Origin of the sequence: Autumnicola aciditolerans, assembly GCF_041679265.1 — a bacterium.
In the GTDB taxonomy this organism is placed as follows: domain Bacteria; phylum Bacteroidota; class Bacteroidia; order Flavobacteriales; family Flavobacteriaceae; genus Autumnicola.
This window is the reverse complement of the sequence record NZ_JBGFSM010000011.1, coordinates 113,760-129,247: the sequence shown is the minus strand read 5'-3', so window position 1 is coordinate 129,247 and position 15,488 is coordinate 113,760. Positions and strand designations below refer to the sequence as shown.

Below are 15,488 nucleotides of genomic sequence, written 5' to 3'. Positions count from 1 at the left end.
CTGGTCCTATTATTTTTCCTTATCCTGATTTTTGTCTGAATTTTCTCCTGCTTCACCTTTTTTCACTTGTGCCTCCTCCTCGTCTTTAGCTTTGGCTTTTTCTTCCTGTTGTCTCAGCAATGCGTCCCAAAGCTCAGAGAATTTATTAAATTCCTGGGTGAACACCAGTGCAAGTCCGCTCACAATTACCTGCCCGTCAATTACATTCTCATACCTGTTCTGGCGGAAACCTTTTAACCTGAATTGCCCGTCTTCAGTTAAAAGATACTGCAGGCTTACATTACCTATTAAAGGATTAGTATCCCGGGGATCGCTACTGGCTCCTTCTATATCTACTTCGCTTCCCACTCTCACAATTAGCCTGTCATCCAGGAACCTCTTTTGAGCGGCAATATCCAGCTCTGTCCTTTGCTGCGGTGCATTTCCCTGGTAATCTGTATAACTGTCCAGTCCAAAATCAAGTTCCAGCCCGGTATCTCCCAGTAATTTATCTGAAAACATGTTTAATTGATCTGAAAGTGCCTGGTTTAAGTTATCCCTGGCAATAGTAGCCACACCACCTGAAGTTCCCGCAGATCCCGCATCCGGATAGAAACGGTTGAGTACAAGAAGGGAGAATACCTGCTTGTTAAGTTCCTGTTCCTGTTTGTTTAATTGCTGAATTCTTCCGTACACCTGGCCTCCCACTGCGCCCTGCTCTTCTTCTGGCATATCCAGCCCAAAGGAAAGCCGTGGCTGGGTAAGTTCACCTTCCACATTTAAGTACACCATAAAAGGCAATTCCTGTTTATAGCGTTGCTTTTGAGTGGCATCTATTCCCGAAATCTGCGAAGCCATAAGGGCACTCGCCGAAGTTTCCACATTATATCTTGCCCTAATGTCCAACCCGGCATTATAAGGATCTCCGTACCAGGTAACCGTACTACCTTCCACAATCTCAAATCTCCTGGTCACCAGATTATAAAGGCTCATTTCGTAAAAGCCGTCACTCATTTCGTATCTGCCGGTTAGGGTGGTCCTGCCGTTAGGAGAAATATTCATATTCAACTCTCCCTCTCCCTGTACCTGGAACTCATCCCCGGTTTCCGGACTTATGATGATGCTGAAGATGGCATCTTCATTTACATTTATAAGCGCATCCACATTTACTCCAGAGACCACTGCCGCCTCTTCTTCTGTTTGTGTAAGGATAGCATCCGGATTTTCTTTATTAACAAAAACCACAATTCCATCCCGTTGCTGCATTTGAAGTTCAGATTCAGGAATAACATAAGTTACATTGGTCTCTGAACCCACATCAAGTTCCATATCCAGTTTTGGCAGGTTAAGGTCGCCTGTTAAAGTGGCATCCAGGTCAAAAACGGCTTTTCCGTAGAAAAGATCATTATCCTCTTCAGTAGAATTGAGCGCCTGGAAATTATCTGCCTGTATGCTTAGATCAAACGCGGGATTTAATAAATCTTCGGTATTAATATCCCCGTCCAGCACCAGTGCATTATTATTTACATCCTCTATTCTGAAATTGTCCAAATACAATCCCTGATTATCAAAAGTGAGGGTTTCATTTGGAAGTGTAAAAGGGGCATCCAGCATAGCCACAGTAAAAGTAGCTTCATTAAAATTCAGTTCTCCGTTGTAATCTGGTTTGGCAGTGGTACCATTTATATTAACTTCTCCTGAAAAACTGCCTTCGCCGCTGCTCACTGCCCCCATGGAAAAACCAGCCAGGGCAGACATTTGTACTTTTTGAAGGTCAAGCTTCATGTCCAGTTGTGCGGTGGTATCCTGCACTTTATAATTCCCGGCAAGTTCCATATTCACCTCTCCGCCATTGGTGGACAGGCCAAAATCGTAATTTTGGTTTCCAAGAGATTCACCGTTGAGGCTTAAAGTACCCATGTCCACATTAAGCAAATTGAATTCGTTAACCTTTAGATCTGCCAGGATTCCGGTACTGCCAAATGGCTCCTGCAAAACAAATTCTCCATTCATTCTCCCGGTGGCCAGAGTATCTGTAGGATTAAGATAGGTAAGCAAGGTGGCCAGTTTAAAATTGTTGAAGGTGAGGGCGAGATGTTCTTCTTCCACATCAGGCAACTCATTGGTAATGGCGAATTCCTGCTCATTACGATTTATGTGAAAGTCGTTAAATTTAATGAAATTATCTGCAAAAAGGGCCTCATTATCTTCAGGAATCCTCCATTGATTTCTGTTGAAAACAAGTTCTTCAGGATTAAGATGTATCCTTACCGTGTCATTTTCTTTAGACGTTTCGGTTTGTACGTGAACAAGCTGTTCCCCATCATAAAAAGATTGGAAGTCCATGTAAAGCTTCTGATTTTCAATATTTCCATCCAGGAGGGTTCGCTTAATATCCACAGGCCCGGCTGCAAGGGAATTGAAGCCAAGGTTAAAGTCAAATTTACCGGGCCCGGAGTCCAGATCAAATTCAAGGCTATCCACTTCTACCCCCGCATAGCTTACAAATGGTACTTTTACAAAAGCGGTAAGCACTCTTTTACGTTCGTTAAAATTTACATTTAGATCTATAGTATCCAGTTCTTCCAGGCTGGTAAGAAAAACTTCCCTCATGATGGGCGCAGGTATAATTTTACCTTTCATTTCAAGTTCCACAGGATTTTCGAGTGTATCAGGAGTTTCCCCATTCTTGGTAAGATAGCGGCGGTAATGCCGCATAATGGCATCTATAAAGCCTGCAGGATTGGTGTTGGAATTAAGCCTAAGGTCCAGCATCTTATTATCTACAGCCATCGCGGTACTATCTGGAGTCACATAAGCGGCTGCACCGAATTCTCCCAGGAGATAACTTTCGTTATCATACACCACCACGCCATCTTTTATACTGGAAATTACCTGAAAACCTTCTGCAGTTCCTTCATAAATTCCCCTTAACCGGAAAGCAGTGCGTATTTCCCGTTGTGATACCCCGAGTTTAGTGAGATCTGCCCCAATAACATTTAAATTTAAATCTACCACAGGAGAGACGGAATCTAAAAGTACATTTGCAGAAAGCTCTGCATTAAGGTTATTATCTTTATAATCTGAAGTAATTTTACCTTTTCCATCGTTTATATCTCCTTTTATTGTAAGGTCTTCAATGGCATAATTATTATAATGAAAACTGGAAATAGTGGTTGCTAGATTAGCATCCAGGCTATTGAGGTCGCTACCTTCCCCTGAAGCAGTAAGGGTGAGATTTAACGCCCCCAACTGCTCATTCTTAAGGATTTTCCCCAGCTGTAAACTATCCACTTCAAGATTGGCATCAAAAGCTATTTGTTGACTGTTAAGGAAACTGCCATCCAGGTTTATGTTTCCTTCAGAAGTATTTAATCTTGCGGAAGCCGTTATATTATCTGTATTCCCTCTTAAATTGGCAGTGAGAAGGATATTCTGCGGAAGGCTTACTCCAAGGCTGTCTTCCTCTATAATCTTCCCAAGATCAGCCTTTGTACTGCTAATCCTGAGTCTTGGAAAATCAAAATACATGTTATCGGGATCTGTAGGATTTTTTATACTTCCGCTGGCAGAAAGGCTGGTATTGTTCCCCCAGTATATAGTTGTGGAAGGAATCTGCAGGTAAGCCACCGGCCCTTCTATTTGAAGGCTTCCCGTTATCATTTTTTTGCTAAGATTTACCAGGTAAGGATTCTCCTTTAGTGCAGGTTGAAATTTGAACAATTCGCCCAAGGCAATTTCAAAATGACTTAAATCTGCAGCCATTTCAGCACTTTCAGGATTATTAATAAAACTGTCCATGCTCTCATATTCCGCAGAAAATGCACCTTGTAGCATGTTATTGTTGGCGGCAAATTCCAGGTTTGAAATTTTCAACATTTGATCGGAAACCGCAAGGTCAAAATTAAGGGCATTAAAATCGATGCCCGAAGCTTCCTTAAATTGAAGCTTGTCGAGGCTCAACCCGGCAGATTTTCCTTCTAGATAAATATCGCTTCCATTAAGCGTAAAATCGCTTATGGCAATCGCATTAGGATTAAATTCCCCTTCTTTTGGAGCTGCCCCGTTAAGTAAATAAGTAATGTTGTTATCCTGGAGCAGGAGCTCATCCACATTTACCTTCCATTCCGGCCATTGGAAAGGTTCAGCCTGGGCAGCCGGTTCTTCTTCATTTTCTGCATGAGCAACTCCTTCTTCATTGTTCCCGGTATCTTCCATTTCCAGGCGCACCAGGGAATTCTCCAAAAGAAAGGAATTAATATCTATAGTATTGTCAGCCAGGTCCATTACGGCATCATCACTATCAAGGTTCTGAATATCAACCAGTGCTAAAAGCCCGTCCGGAACCGACTGGTATTTTCCGGAGACCTCCTTAATCTCTATAGAATTTACCGAAATAAAAGGCATAGGGCTTTCTTCCTCATTCTCACTGGGTGGAAATGGTTTGGTTTGTACATATTTAAAGCTGGTATTTACCAACCTGAAGTCTCCGGCTTTAAAGACCATATTTTCCATATCGGTCTCTTCCATCTCCAGCTCAAGTTGATCCAGTATAATTTTACTGTCTATTCCTGTTACGTCATCTTTATAGGTAATATTAAAGTTGGAAAAGTAGAAATCTCCCAGACTCAGGTTCATGGGAGCTGAAGTAGTATCCTGTGCGGTAGAAGTGGTATCTGCGGGAGCCAGGGCGTCTATAAGAAACTGGAAGTTATAACCTTCTATAGAGTCCCGCCGGGTAATATTTGCAGTTAGGCCGTTCCAGTCTATCTCATCTATTCCTATCCCATTGCCGCTAATTATGGGCCATAGTGGAATATCTGCTTCAAGAGAATTGGAATACACCAGGGTATCTCCCTTTTTATCTTCCAGGTATAAACCTTCTATGCTTATATCTCCGGAAAAAGTGATAAACAGCTTATCTACATTAATTACGGTATTAGTCTTATCAGAAAGATTGGAAACAAATTTATCTTTAATAATATTCTGGCCCCAGGGGCTGCGGATAAAGATGATAACGAGTAGTAATAAAATAAGAATCCCTGCTAATATTTTAGCAAAGATCTTCAGGGCTTTTATGAGTATTCTTTTTGTCTTTTTCAAATCTTCAAAAGGTACAACCCCAAATTTATCCTAATGGAAGATGAATACGAAGTTTTAAAAGTTTATATTTTGCCAAGGTTAAATAAAATTATGTTAAATCTTCTACTTCAGCAGGAGGGTTTATGATGGCGGGAACACCATATCTACTGAAAAAATTATTACTTCTTAAACTTCAAGTGTGGCAAATTTTCACACTTTTTAGGTAAATCCACAGAAAGAGGCAGGATAAAAGCATAATTGGAAATTCCTGCAATATTAGCTTCAACGTTAAAGAAAAAGTGATTACCTCCTGTCAATCAACAATCTATAAGGGCTCGCATTAAAAATAATAATGTATATAAAACAGGCAGAAAACTTTTAGACTCTAAAATGGCATTATTCTGGAAACCTTATGAAATAACTCGACCTAAACAAAAAGAAGAGTTTAACTTAAATTTTTATTATGAAAAAAACTATCGCACTTACAGTTTTATCTGCCGCTATGTTTACTTCTTGTGTTTCCAAGAAAAAATATGTGGCTCTGGAGGATAATTTAAATGATACCAGAAGTGAACTTCAGAAAACCAAAGTAGCTAAAGAAGAAATAGAAGGAAAATACAATGCTATTGAAGAAAGAGTGGCAGATTATAATGCCAAAATTAATTCACTAAGGGAATCCAACGATGAAAAGCTGGAAATGAATGACCTTACTGCCATGTCCAACAAGAACAAGCAGAAAATGAGAGCTACAATCGCAAAAATGGATCCTGAAAAAGTGCAGGGTGCTCAAACATTAGAAGATTCCATTAATCTTGCGGTCTCTTATAATCTTAAGAATTCTATTTCTGAAGGGGCCGATGATGAGGATATTGATATTAGTGTAGACGAAACCGTAGTGATGATCAATGTTTCGGACAAACTTCTTTTTAATAGTGGAAGTTATCGCGTGAGCAACAAAGCGAATGAGCTTTTGAAAAAACTGGCCGAAGTCATTAAATCTGAACCTACAATGGAAGTAATGATTGAAGGCCATACCGATGACAGGACAATGGTTGAAAACTCTTATTTACAGGATAACTGGGATCTAAGTGTTAGACGTGCAACCGCAATTGTTCGTATTCTTCAGGATAAATACGGCGTTGCTCCGGAAAAGCTTATCGCAGCAGGACGTAGCAGTTACGCTCCTCTTGTGGAAAATGATTCCAAAGAAAATATGGCTAAAAACAGAAGAACAAGAATTGTAATTATTCCAAACCTGGATAAATTTCTTGCAATGCTGGATTCTGAACAGTCCGTAGCTCAGCAATCAAATCAGGGTGAGCAGATAGAAAATGAAACTGCTCTTAAACAATAGATCGTTTTTTCTCCATTATTAACTTGAAAAGGAAAGCCGAACTGGTTTTCCTTTTTCTTTGAGGTTTAACGAGACTTTAACCTGGGGAGAATGGAACTCCCTTCTGTATTGATTAAATTTATGGGAGAACCTATAAAATTTAAATTATGAAGAAGGAAGTGAACAGACCTGAAGAAGAAAGTACCAGAAAAAAACCTGAAGATTTGCCTTATAATCCTAATGTGACCAAAGAAGATAAACAGGCGCTAAATGAGAAAGGTCGTAGCATGAACAAAGGCCAGGACAAAGAACTGGACAGGGACCGGCCGGTAGATTTTACCGGGAAAGACCTGGACATTCCCGCCAGTAACGATAATCTGCCGGACAGCGAAAAAACTGCCAATCCAGATGAACAAAATTTCCAGTTTAATGAACGTGGTGCAAGGCCGGACAGGGATAAAGCCAAAGATCATCCCGATTCAGAGACAAAGAGGCCTTAGTGCCTAAATAATATCTTGATTATTAAAGGGAGGAATTTAAGTTTCCTCCTTTTTTATTACTTAAGCTCTTTAGAGAAGCGGTTAAAAGCTTCTTTTGCCTTTACAAGCAGCTGTACTCTGTTAGCTCCAACAAGTTCACCGTCTCTTTTTAAAATTTTTCCACTTACAGAGACAAATTCCACATTCTCTGGTTGGGCTGCTTCTGTTACTAAATGATAAGGCAAATTGCCGGTAGAGAAATTGAGGTCATCTTTACGCAACAAGATTAAATCTGCCTGCTTTCCAGGCGTAATAGAACCGGTTTTATTCTGAATTCCCTGGATCTTTGCGGCATCTATGGTCGCCATCTTCAGCAATTCCTGCGGAAGAAGTTTAAATTCACTCTTGGCTTCAGCATTTGCAATATTTTGAAGTACTTTCATCACCCCGAATAAATCAGCATTTCCTGAAAGTGCAGTGGTATCTATTCCTATTCCCAGGTTCACATTTGCCTTTCTAAACCTGTTAATTTGCGGAAATCCGAAGCCTATACGCATTTCAGTATAAGGCGTCATGGTAATAAAAGCTCCTGATTGTGCTACTTTGGCAATCTCTTCATCGGTAACAACATTAGCATGTATAATATTAACATCCTGGGCTAGTAAGCCTTTGGCATATAATTTTTCAATATGCCCTTGCTGGTTTATATGTATTGTAATTGGTAATCCCAGTTCTCGTGCCTTTTGCCAGTCTTCTTCAAGAAAAGGAGAATTTACAGATCGTGCTCCCAGGCCAAGGCTGATATTTTGATATTTTTTATTCCCGGAAATTTGCTCATAAACCTGCCTGATGCCATCCCAATTGGTGGGAGTACCTGATGATAAATCCCGGTAGCCGCCATAAGCAACATGCCCTCTTATCCCCATTTTGGCCAGGGCATTAAAACTTGCCATTACAAATTCAGGGCTACGGGCATTATGATTAAAATCGTTTACACAGGTAATACCAGAATTTATGGCTTCAGCGGCGGCATATTCCGCAGCAAGCTTCATATCTTCCGGCGTATAGAGTTTACTAAAGCGCTCTGTCATTTTAAAATAGCCATTTTCACCTGTATCCCCCGCCATACTTCTTAATAAAGATGTCCATAAATGCCAGTGATTGTCAATAAGGCCCGGCATTAAAATAGCACCAGAAGCTTCAATTACCTCCAGGTTTTTAGGAAAATTGGCATCATCTTTAGAAATCCCTTTAATTATCCCATCTTCAACTAAAACAGATGCTTTTTCAAGGTAGCCGGTTTCAGCATCCATAGAAATTACCCGGGCATCTTTAATAAGAAAACTGGAAGTTTCCTGTTTTTCTGCTCCGGACTCAAAATTTAAAATGCCTGAAGGTAACAATCCCGAGGCCGAGAAAGCACCGGCTTTTTTAAGAAATTCTCTCCGTACTAATTTCATTTTTACATCTTTTTTATAAAATAGAACATTTGTGGAAAAAATTCCCTTAAACAAAATTTAAAACAGAAGCCTGGGTTTACTTCTTCCTTTTTATAAGGAAATAATGGTCAAGCGAGTATTTTCCGCCCCCGGTAATAAGAAGCAGTAAGAAACAAATAAGATATAAAAGGGGCAATTCCTGCCTTCCCCAACCATCTGGTACGTGAACAACAAAAGCCGCTACTGCCATGGTAAATATTATAGGAATACTAGCCAATCTCGTAGCAAACCCAAGAATAATGAGGATAGCGCAAACAAATTCAGCAAAAACCGCAAAAGTAAAGGTGGTTACCTGCCCAAGGCCCACCGGGTCCATAAAGGCAATTTCTTCTTCCCCAAAAAAAGTAATAAGTTTTGGCACTCCGTGTGCCAGCATTAAGGCCGATATTCCTATCCTGAAAATTAGCAGGCCAATATCAATTTGTTTTAGATTAAGTGAGGTAGTGTAAGTAGTTTGCATATTACTTTTTTGAAAAGATACAGAATTTTATCCATTTTAAATGAAAGCAGGATTCTGCAAACTAAAATCACACGACATACCACATGAGCAGTGACATCCCCAATCCCACAAAAGCAATAATAGTGGTCATTACCGTCCAGGACCTGAAGGTTTGCTTTTCGGTTAAGTTGAGATACTGGCCCACCAGCCAGAAACCACTGTCGTTTACATGAGATAATACTGATGCACCGGCTGCAATGGCTATTACAATTACGGAAACCTGGCTTATGGAATAAATGTCTCCCGCAAGTACAGGAGATGTAATTCCTGCAGCGGTTATCATAGCCACCGTAGAAGAACCCTGGAGGATCCTTACCAATGCGGCAACTATAAACCCAAAGATCACAGGGTTAAAAAAGCTGTTGTTTAAGCCTTCTGCAATCATTTCTCCCGCCCCCGTGTTAATAAGGATTTGTTTAAAAGCGCCGCCAGCTCCGGTAAGAAGGATTATTATTCCGGCAGCCTGAAAAGATTTTGTTGCCACTTCCAATAAATACTCCTTTTGCATTCCCCGCCTCACTCCAAGAAAATACCAGGCGATGAGATTGGCTATTATCAATGCTGAAAATGGATGGCCTACAAGAGCAATAATGTATAACACACTTTCCGGAATAGCAGTGTTTTCCAAAAGCGGACTTCCCACGAGTGTATTGATAACAATTAATAGTATTGGGATAAAGATAATGGCGATAATAAGACCTGGTGATGGCGCCGCATTTTCATCATAATCATCTTTATCTTCAAATACGTCTGGTGCAATAAAAATCCTTTTCGATATATATTTTGAAAATAAGGGTCCGCTAATAATGGCGGCAGGGATTCCTGCTATAAACCCAAAAACAATCACCCAGCCAAGATCTGCCCCAAGGATGTCTGCCACGGCAATAGGCCCTGGTGTAGGAGGAATAAAAGCATGAGTAATAGCGAGGCCGGCAAGTAGTGGCAAGGCATACAACAGCAAAGATTTACCAGTTCTTTTACTTAAGGCATAAGTGACGGGAACGAGAATAATAAAGGCAACATCAAAAAACACCGGGATGGCAACCGCAAAACCAGTAACCATCATGGCCCAGGGCGCATTCTTCTCCCCGGTTTTGTTCAACAGGTAAGAAGCTAATCTTTTTGCTCCCCCAGATTGTTCCAGGATTCCCCCAAATAGGGCACCCAAGCCTACTACTGTGGCTACAAATCCAAGGGTGCTCCCCATGCCTTCCCTCATGGTTTCCAGGATGTCTGATGCCGGCATCCCGGCAAGAATGCCCACTGCTATACATACAATTAATAACGCCAAAAAAGCCTGTATCTTCACCTTTAGAATAAGGAAAAGTAACAGCACAATACCAATTAAAACTGCAGAAAGTAATTGTATATCCATTAATTATCCAGCCATTCTGTATGAAAAAATTCTCCCCGCGGCTTATCGGTACGCTCATAGGTATGTGCGCCAAAGAAATCCCGTTGTGCCTGAATCATATTTGCTGAAGATTGTGCAGAAGTGAAATTGTGAAGGTAATTAATTGCTGAAGACATAACCGGCATGGGAAATCCAGAATTCAAAGCTTTACCTACAATTTTACTTAGATGTGGCTGATAATCTTGTATGTTATTTGAAATTTTTTCATTCATTAAAAGGTTTTCTGAAGGAGTATCTTTTAAAACATCAATTAAATCCTGCATCAGTTGTGACCGGATAATACAGCCATTGGTCCAGATGCGGGCGATTTCTGATAAATTGAGATTCCAATTATAGGCAGAAGAAGCTTCCAAAAGCAAATCAAAACCCACCGCATGGTTAATAATGCTCCCAGCTTTATAAGCTTTAAACAGTTCATTAGAAATTTCTTCCACAGTGGTAAATTGCTTCTGGCTGTTTCCATAGATTTCCATGGCTTTTTGTCTTTCTGCCTTTCTTCCGGAAATATTCCTGGCTAAAACTGCTGCCGTTATGGTATCTAATGGCACTCCAAGTTCCAGTGCGGCATTGGTAGACCAGCCACCTGTCCCTTTCTGCTTGGCAGCATCCAGGATTTTATCAATAAGAAAAGCATCACCTTCCATTTTCCTTAGAATATCTACGGAAATTTCCAGAAGAAAACTCTTCATTTCCCGGTTCCAGTTTTCAAAGACTGCCGCTATTTCTTCAGGTTTGGCCTTGGCTCCAAACCTCATTAAATGATAGGCTTCGGCTATAAGTTGCATTTCCCCGTACTCAATGCCGTTATGAAGCATTTTCACAAAATGCCCCGCTCCGTTTGGCCCAACATGGGTACAACAAGGGTCGCCATTTTTATCTTTAGCAGCTATGGTTTCCAAAGTGCCTCCTACCCTACTGTAAGCCTGGTCTGAGCCTCCGGGCATAATTGATGGGCCTTTCCTGGCACCTTCTTCCCCTCCGGAAATTCCGGCTCCCATAAAGATGATTCCTTTTTCTTTTAATTCTTTCTCCCTTCTAATTGTATCTTTATAATGGGAATTCCCCCCATCTATAATCAGGTCGTCTTCTTCTAAAAATGGCAGCAGACTTTCAATTACCATATCTACGGCAGGGCCAGCGTTTACCATTAGAATGATATTCCGTGGCCGCTCCAGGCTTTTTACGAATTTCTCCATATTATCAAACCATGGGAAATCGTAGATTGATTTATTTTCGGTTGCGAAATTTTTGGCAATATCTACTTCCAGCTCCTCCACATGCCTGTTAAATACTGAAACATCCACTCCCTTTGTGGCAAGGTTAATCGCAAGGCTTTTACCCATTACGCCAAGGCCAATGAGCCCTACAGGGGCTTTGCTGCTGCCTTTAATTTTAGCCATAATAGAAGCCATAATTTCTTCAACAGAACCATCTACATTTATATGAAAGCCATATTTTGGCATTTCCAGCGTATCGAACTGGGATTTAAGCAATTCCGGTTTAAAATAATGGTCTTTCCTGGCTGAAAGCCGTTTGTGTATAACCTCATATTCGCTATGAAGAAAGATCCAGGTGATATGTTCTTTGGGTACCGATTGCAGTTGTACGCGATATTTTTCCTTTAAGGCAGAACAGGCCAAAACGGCACCTTCTCCCTTTTCCCATTCCGAAATTTTTGAAGCAAGGCTCTCCAGCCATTCTTTACGGTCACCATCTTCCAGGGCAATACCGTTTTTCATTTTTTCACGGTTAATGCTGGGATGAAAATCATCGGCATCATAAAAAGGTAAATTTAGTTCTTCTGCCAGGCGCCTGCCAATAGTGGTTTTGCCAACTCCAGAAACTCCCATTACAATATAAACCTGCATATTTTTTACTGATTATAAGTTATCTTCTGTATTTTAAGTTTTCTCACTTCAGGGCCTAATTTAAACTCGGCCGTCTCCCCTGCTTTCTTACCGGTAAGCGCCCTGGCGATTGGTGCTACAAAAGCAATTTTCCTGTTCTTCACATTTGCTTCGTCCACTCCAACGATCTGAAATCTCTGTTGCTGATTTTTATCCAGGTCCAGATACTCCACTTCAGCCCCAAAACGAACTTCGTCCTGAGCCTGTTCCGATGGTTTTAAGATGCGCGCGGAGTTAATGCGCTCATTCAGTAGCTTCATAGTGCCATCTATTACCGCCTGCGCCCGTCTCCTTTCTGTTTCATCCTCAATTTCCAGAGAAGCTCTGCTTTGTTCCAGTCCCCGCTTCTCGTCCATCAATTGCTTCATGCCTGCCGGGGTCACATAATTTGTGGCTCCTGCGGGCAAGGCTGCTCTTGGCGGAATAATGGGTGCTTCTTCCTGGTCTTCTTCTTTTACAAATCCTCTGCTCATGCTTTCTTTAAATATGAATTTAACAAGTTAATCAAATTTTCCTGAGAATAAATGTAAAGCCGGAGAGAAAATTCCGGAGCCGATTTTAAATCACTAATTTTGAAATCTTACTAATTATTGAAAATGCCCATATCAAAAACATTACTGGTAATTGGATATGTATGGCCGGAACCCTCTTCTTCTGCCGCAGGAAGCCGTATGATGCAGTTGCTACAATTCTTTAAATCCCTGGAATTCAAAATCATATTTGCCACTGCAGCAACAGCGGGCCCCTATAGGTATAATTTAGAGGAAACAGGCGTTATTTCAGAAAAGATTAAGTTGAACGACCCTTCTTTTGATGATTTCCTGCTGAAGCTAAAGCCTCAAATTGTACTTTTTGACCGTTTTATGATGGAAGAACAATTTGGCTGGCGAGTGGACAAATTTTGTCCTAACGCGCTGAAGGTTTTAGATACTGAAGACCTTCATTTTCTAAGGGAATCAAGGAGGAATGCCTGGAAAAAGCAAATTTCACCCGAAGAGCTCTATTTTGAATCTGAACTTGCCAAACGGGAAATCGCCGCTATTTATCGGTGCGATCTTTCCCTGATTATTTCTGAAGCGGAAATGAACCTGCTCATTTCAGATTTTAAAATTGATCAAAACCTGCTGCTATATTTGCCTTTTCTTCTCCCGCTTATTTCTGAAGAAGAAATAAAAGATTTACCAGATTTTGATTCCCGAAGTCATTTTATAAGCATTGGTAATTTTAAACATGAACCAAATCGCAACGCGGTGCTTCAGCTAAAAAAAGAGATTTGGCCGCTTATCCGGCAAGTGTTGCCAAAAGCAGAACTTTATATTTATGGGGCTTATCCCAGCCAGGAAGTGACCGAACTCCATCATCCGGCTTCCGGTTTTTTAGTGAAGGGCCGCGCCGAGAATGCTAAAGAAGTAATGAAAAATGCAAAAATCTGCCTTGCTCCTCTTCAGTTTGGGGCGGGGCTAAAAGGCAAATTTATAAATGCGATGCAGTGTGGAACGCCATCGGTAACCACAAGTATTGGTGCAGAAGGAATTGCCGGCCAGCTGGCATGGAGCGGTTTTATTGAAGATAACGCAGAAGGATTTGCCAGGAAAGCCGTAAAGTTATTTCTGGATAAACAAGAATGGCAGGAACTTCAGCAAAATGGTTTTAAGATTATTAATCAGCGTTTTTCCAGAGAAATATTTGAATTTTTTTTAAAAGAAAAACTGGAATATTTGCAGGAGAATTTGCTTCAGCATAGAAAAAAGAATTTCACCGGCGCCATGTTAAAACATCATCTTCATAAAAGCACTTATTTTATGTCCAGATACATTGAAGAAAAAAACAGGAAAACCGCCAACTAAAAGCCGGCGGTTTACACTACGCAAAAATGAACATCCATTTAAAAGAATGAATGAACGCTAACAGAAAATTTAAACTATTTCAACTTTTATTGCTGCTTCAAAAAGTTTTTCATTTAATTTTCTAAGTGTGGCTACCTTATTTTGTGTGTCTACCAAAAGGGAGATATTGTTATTGCTGCCGCCATAGGAAATCATCCTCACGGGAATATCATTTAAAAGTTCAAACAACCTGTAGGTTTGTTTATCTTCAATTACAGATTCTCCCACCACGCAAATGATACTGTGATCCTTTTCCACCGTAATTTCCCCGTAAGAATCAAGTTCAGCTAAAATAGCGTCAAGATTTCGATCATCATCAATGGTAAGGGAAATGGCGATTTCTGAAGTGGTGATCATGTCTATGGCAGTTTCATAATTGTCAAAAACATCAAAGATTTTTCTCAGGAATCCGTGGGCCATCAACATACGGTTGGATTTAATTTTAATAGCCGTAATGCCGTCTTTTGCTGAAATTGCCTTCAGCCCTTTGTGCCTTGCTTCGGGAGAGATACGTGTTCCGTGAGACCCTGGCGTAAAAGTATTTTTCAGGTAAATGGGGATGTTTTTATCCATTACCGGGGAGATGGTTTGCGGGTGCAATATTTTGGCACCGAAATAGGCCAATTCTGCCGCTTCTTCAAAACTTAACTCAGAAATCCTGTGCGTATTTTCAACATACCTGGGGTCGTTGTTATGGAAACCATCAATATCGGTCCAGATCTGCACTTCTTCAGCATTAACAGACGCGCCCAGAATAGTTGCGGTATAATCACTGCCTCCCCTTTTTAGAGTGCTGATTTCATTCTTCTTATTTATGCAAACAAAGCCCTGGGTGATATAAATTTCATTTTCAGGCATACTGCCGGTCACCTTCTCAAATAGTTGCCCGACTATTTTAGTGTCCGGATTTTCCAAGTTGCTTACATGCATAAAGGTTTTTGCATCCAGCCATTGGTTTTCGATTTTCTCACTCCTGAGAAATTGTGAAAAAATAGTGGTAAGCATCGTTTCGCCAAAAGTCACAATTTCGGAATAGAGCGCTTCAGAATGGGACTTTTTAGCCGTAGCTTCAAGCTGTGCTAAAATTTTATTTAGCTGAACCAGTGTTTCCTGCTGAACTTCAGCATCAGAAATTAATTCTTTTATAGTAGATTCATGCCTTATCCTTAGCCCGGAAATAATAGCCTTGATATCTTCTGAATTTCCTGCTTTTATATTATCTGATATCTTCACCAGCTCATTGGTAACCCCAGACATGGCAGATAAAACCAGTAATTTTTTCCCGGGTTGTGAAAGCACGATGTTTTTCACGTTCCTTATACTTTCTACTGAACCTACAGATGTACCTCCAAATTTTAATACTCTCATCATCACAAAATTAGTAGTGCATAATTAGTTTTTACGAAATTG

10 protein-coding genes are annotated in these 15,488 nt (G+C 40.6%); 3 read left to right on the top strand and 7 right to left on the bottom strand.

Going from position 1 to position 15,488, the window contains the following annotated elements:
* Positions 1 to 9: 9 nt before the first annotated feature.
* Entirely contained in the window at positions 10 to 5,082 is a 5,073-nt protein-coding gene (locus AB8M93_RS13035) for a translocation/assembly module TamB domain-containing protein (RefSeq protein WP_373058358.1), read from the bottom strand.
* A gap of 442 nt (positions 5,083 to 5,524) precedes the next feature.
* On the opposite strand from AB8M93_RS13035, the gene AB8M93_RS13030 reads away from it, so the two are divergent.
* The gene (locus AB8M93_RS13030) at positions 5,525 to 6,415 is read left to right on the top strand and encodes an OmpA/MotB family protein (RefSeq protein ID WP_373058356.1); all 891 of its coding nucleotides are present in this window, start codon (positions 5,525 to 5,527) and stop codon (positions 6,413 to 6,415) included.
* Positions 6,416 to 6,561: 146 nt separating this feature from the next.
* Positions 6,562 to 6,894: a hypothetical protein gene (locus tag AB8M93_RS13025; RefSeq protein WP_373058354.1), complete on the top strand. Its 333-nt coding sequence runs from the start codon at positions 6,562 to 6,564 to the stop codon at positions 6,892 to 6,894.
* A gap of 56 nt (positions 6,895 to 6,950) precedes the next feature.
* Here AB8M93_RS13025 and AB8M93_RS13020 read toward each other — a convergent pair whose 3' ends face one another.
* From AB8M93_RS13020 to AB8M93_RS13000, 5 genes are all read right to left on the bottom strand, one after another.
* Entirely contained in the window at positions 6,951 to 8,333 is a 1,383-nt protein-coding gene (locus tag AB8M93_RS13020) for an amidohydrolase family protein (protein ID WP_373058352.1), read from the bottom strand.
* 76 nt (positions 8,334 to 8,409) lie between these two features.
* Positions 8,410 to 8,832, bottom strand: a complete 423-nt coding sequence (locus tag AB8M93_RS13015) for a DoxX family protein (RefSeq protein ID WP_373058350.1) — start codon at positions 8,830 to 8,832, stop codon at positions 8,410 to 8,412.
* A 67-nt stretch (positions 8,833 to 8,899) separates the two neighbouring features.
* Complete coding sequence (locus tag AB8M93_RS13010) at positions 8,900 to 10,246, bottom strand: GntP family permease (protein WP_373058348.1); 1,347 nt, start codon at positions 10,244 to 10,246, stop codon at positions 8,900 to 8,902.
* Positions 10,246 to 12,153 (bottom strand): NADP-dependent phosphogluconate dehydrogenase, encoded by a 1,908-nt coding sequence (gene gndA / locus AB8M93_RS13005; RefSeq protein ID WP_373058346.1) that lies wholly within the window; start codon positions 12,151 to 12,153, stop codon positions 10,246 to 10,248. The genes AB8M93_RS13010 and gndA overlap by 1 nt, the downstream gene beginning before the upstream one ends.
* A 5-nt stretch (positions 12,154 to 12,158) precedes the next feature.
* Entirely contained in the window at positions 12,159 to 12,665 is a 507-nt protein-coding gene (locus AB8M93_RS13000; RefSeq protein ID WP_373058344.1) for a GreA/GreB family elongation factor, read from the bottom strand.
* Between the two features lie 123 nt (positions 12,666 to 12,788).
* Between AB8M93_RS13000 and AB8M93_RS12995 the strand changes: the two genes are divergently transcribed.
* Positions 12,789 to 14,039: a glycosyltransferase gene (locus AB8M93_RS12995; protein ID WP_373058342.1), complete on the top strand. Its 1,251-nt coding sequence runs from the start codon at positions 12,789 to 12,791 to the stop codon at positions 14,037 to 14,039.
* Positions 14,040 to 14,108: 69 nt separating this feature from the next.
* Here the strand turns inward: AB8M93_RS12995 and AB8M93_RS12990 are convergent, their stop codons facing one another.
* Positions 14,109 to 15,449 carry an aspartate kinase gene (locus AB8M93_RS12990; protein WP_373058340.1) on the bottom strand — a complete coding sequence of 447 codons (1,341 nt, stop codon included), beginning with the start codon at positions 15,447 to 15,449 and terminating at the stop codon, positions 14,109 to 14,111.
* Between the last annotated feature and the right edge of the window lie 39 nt (positions 15,450 to 15,488).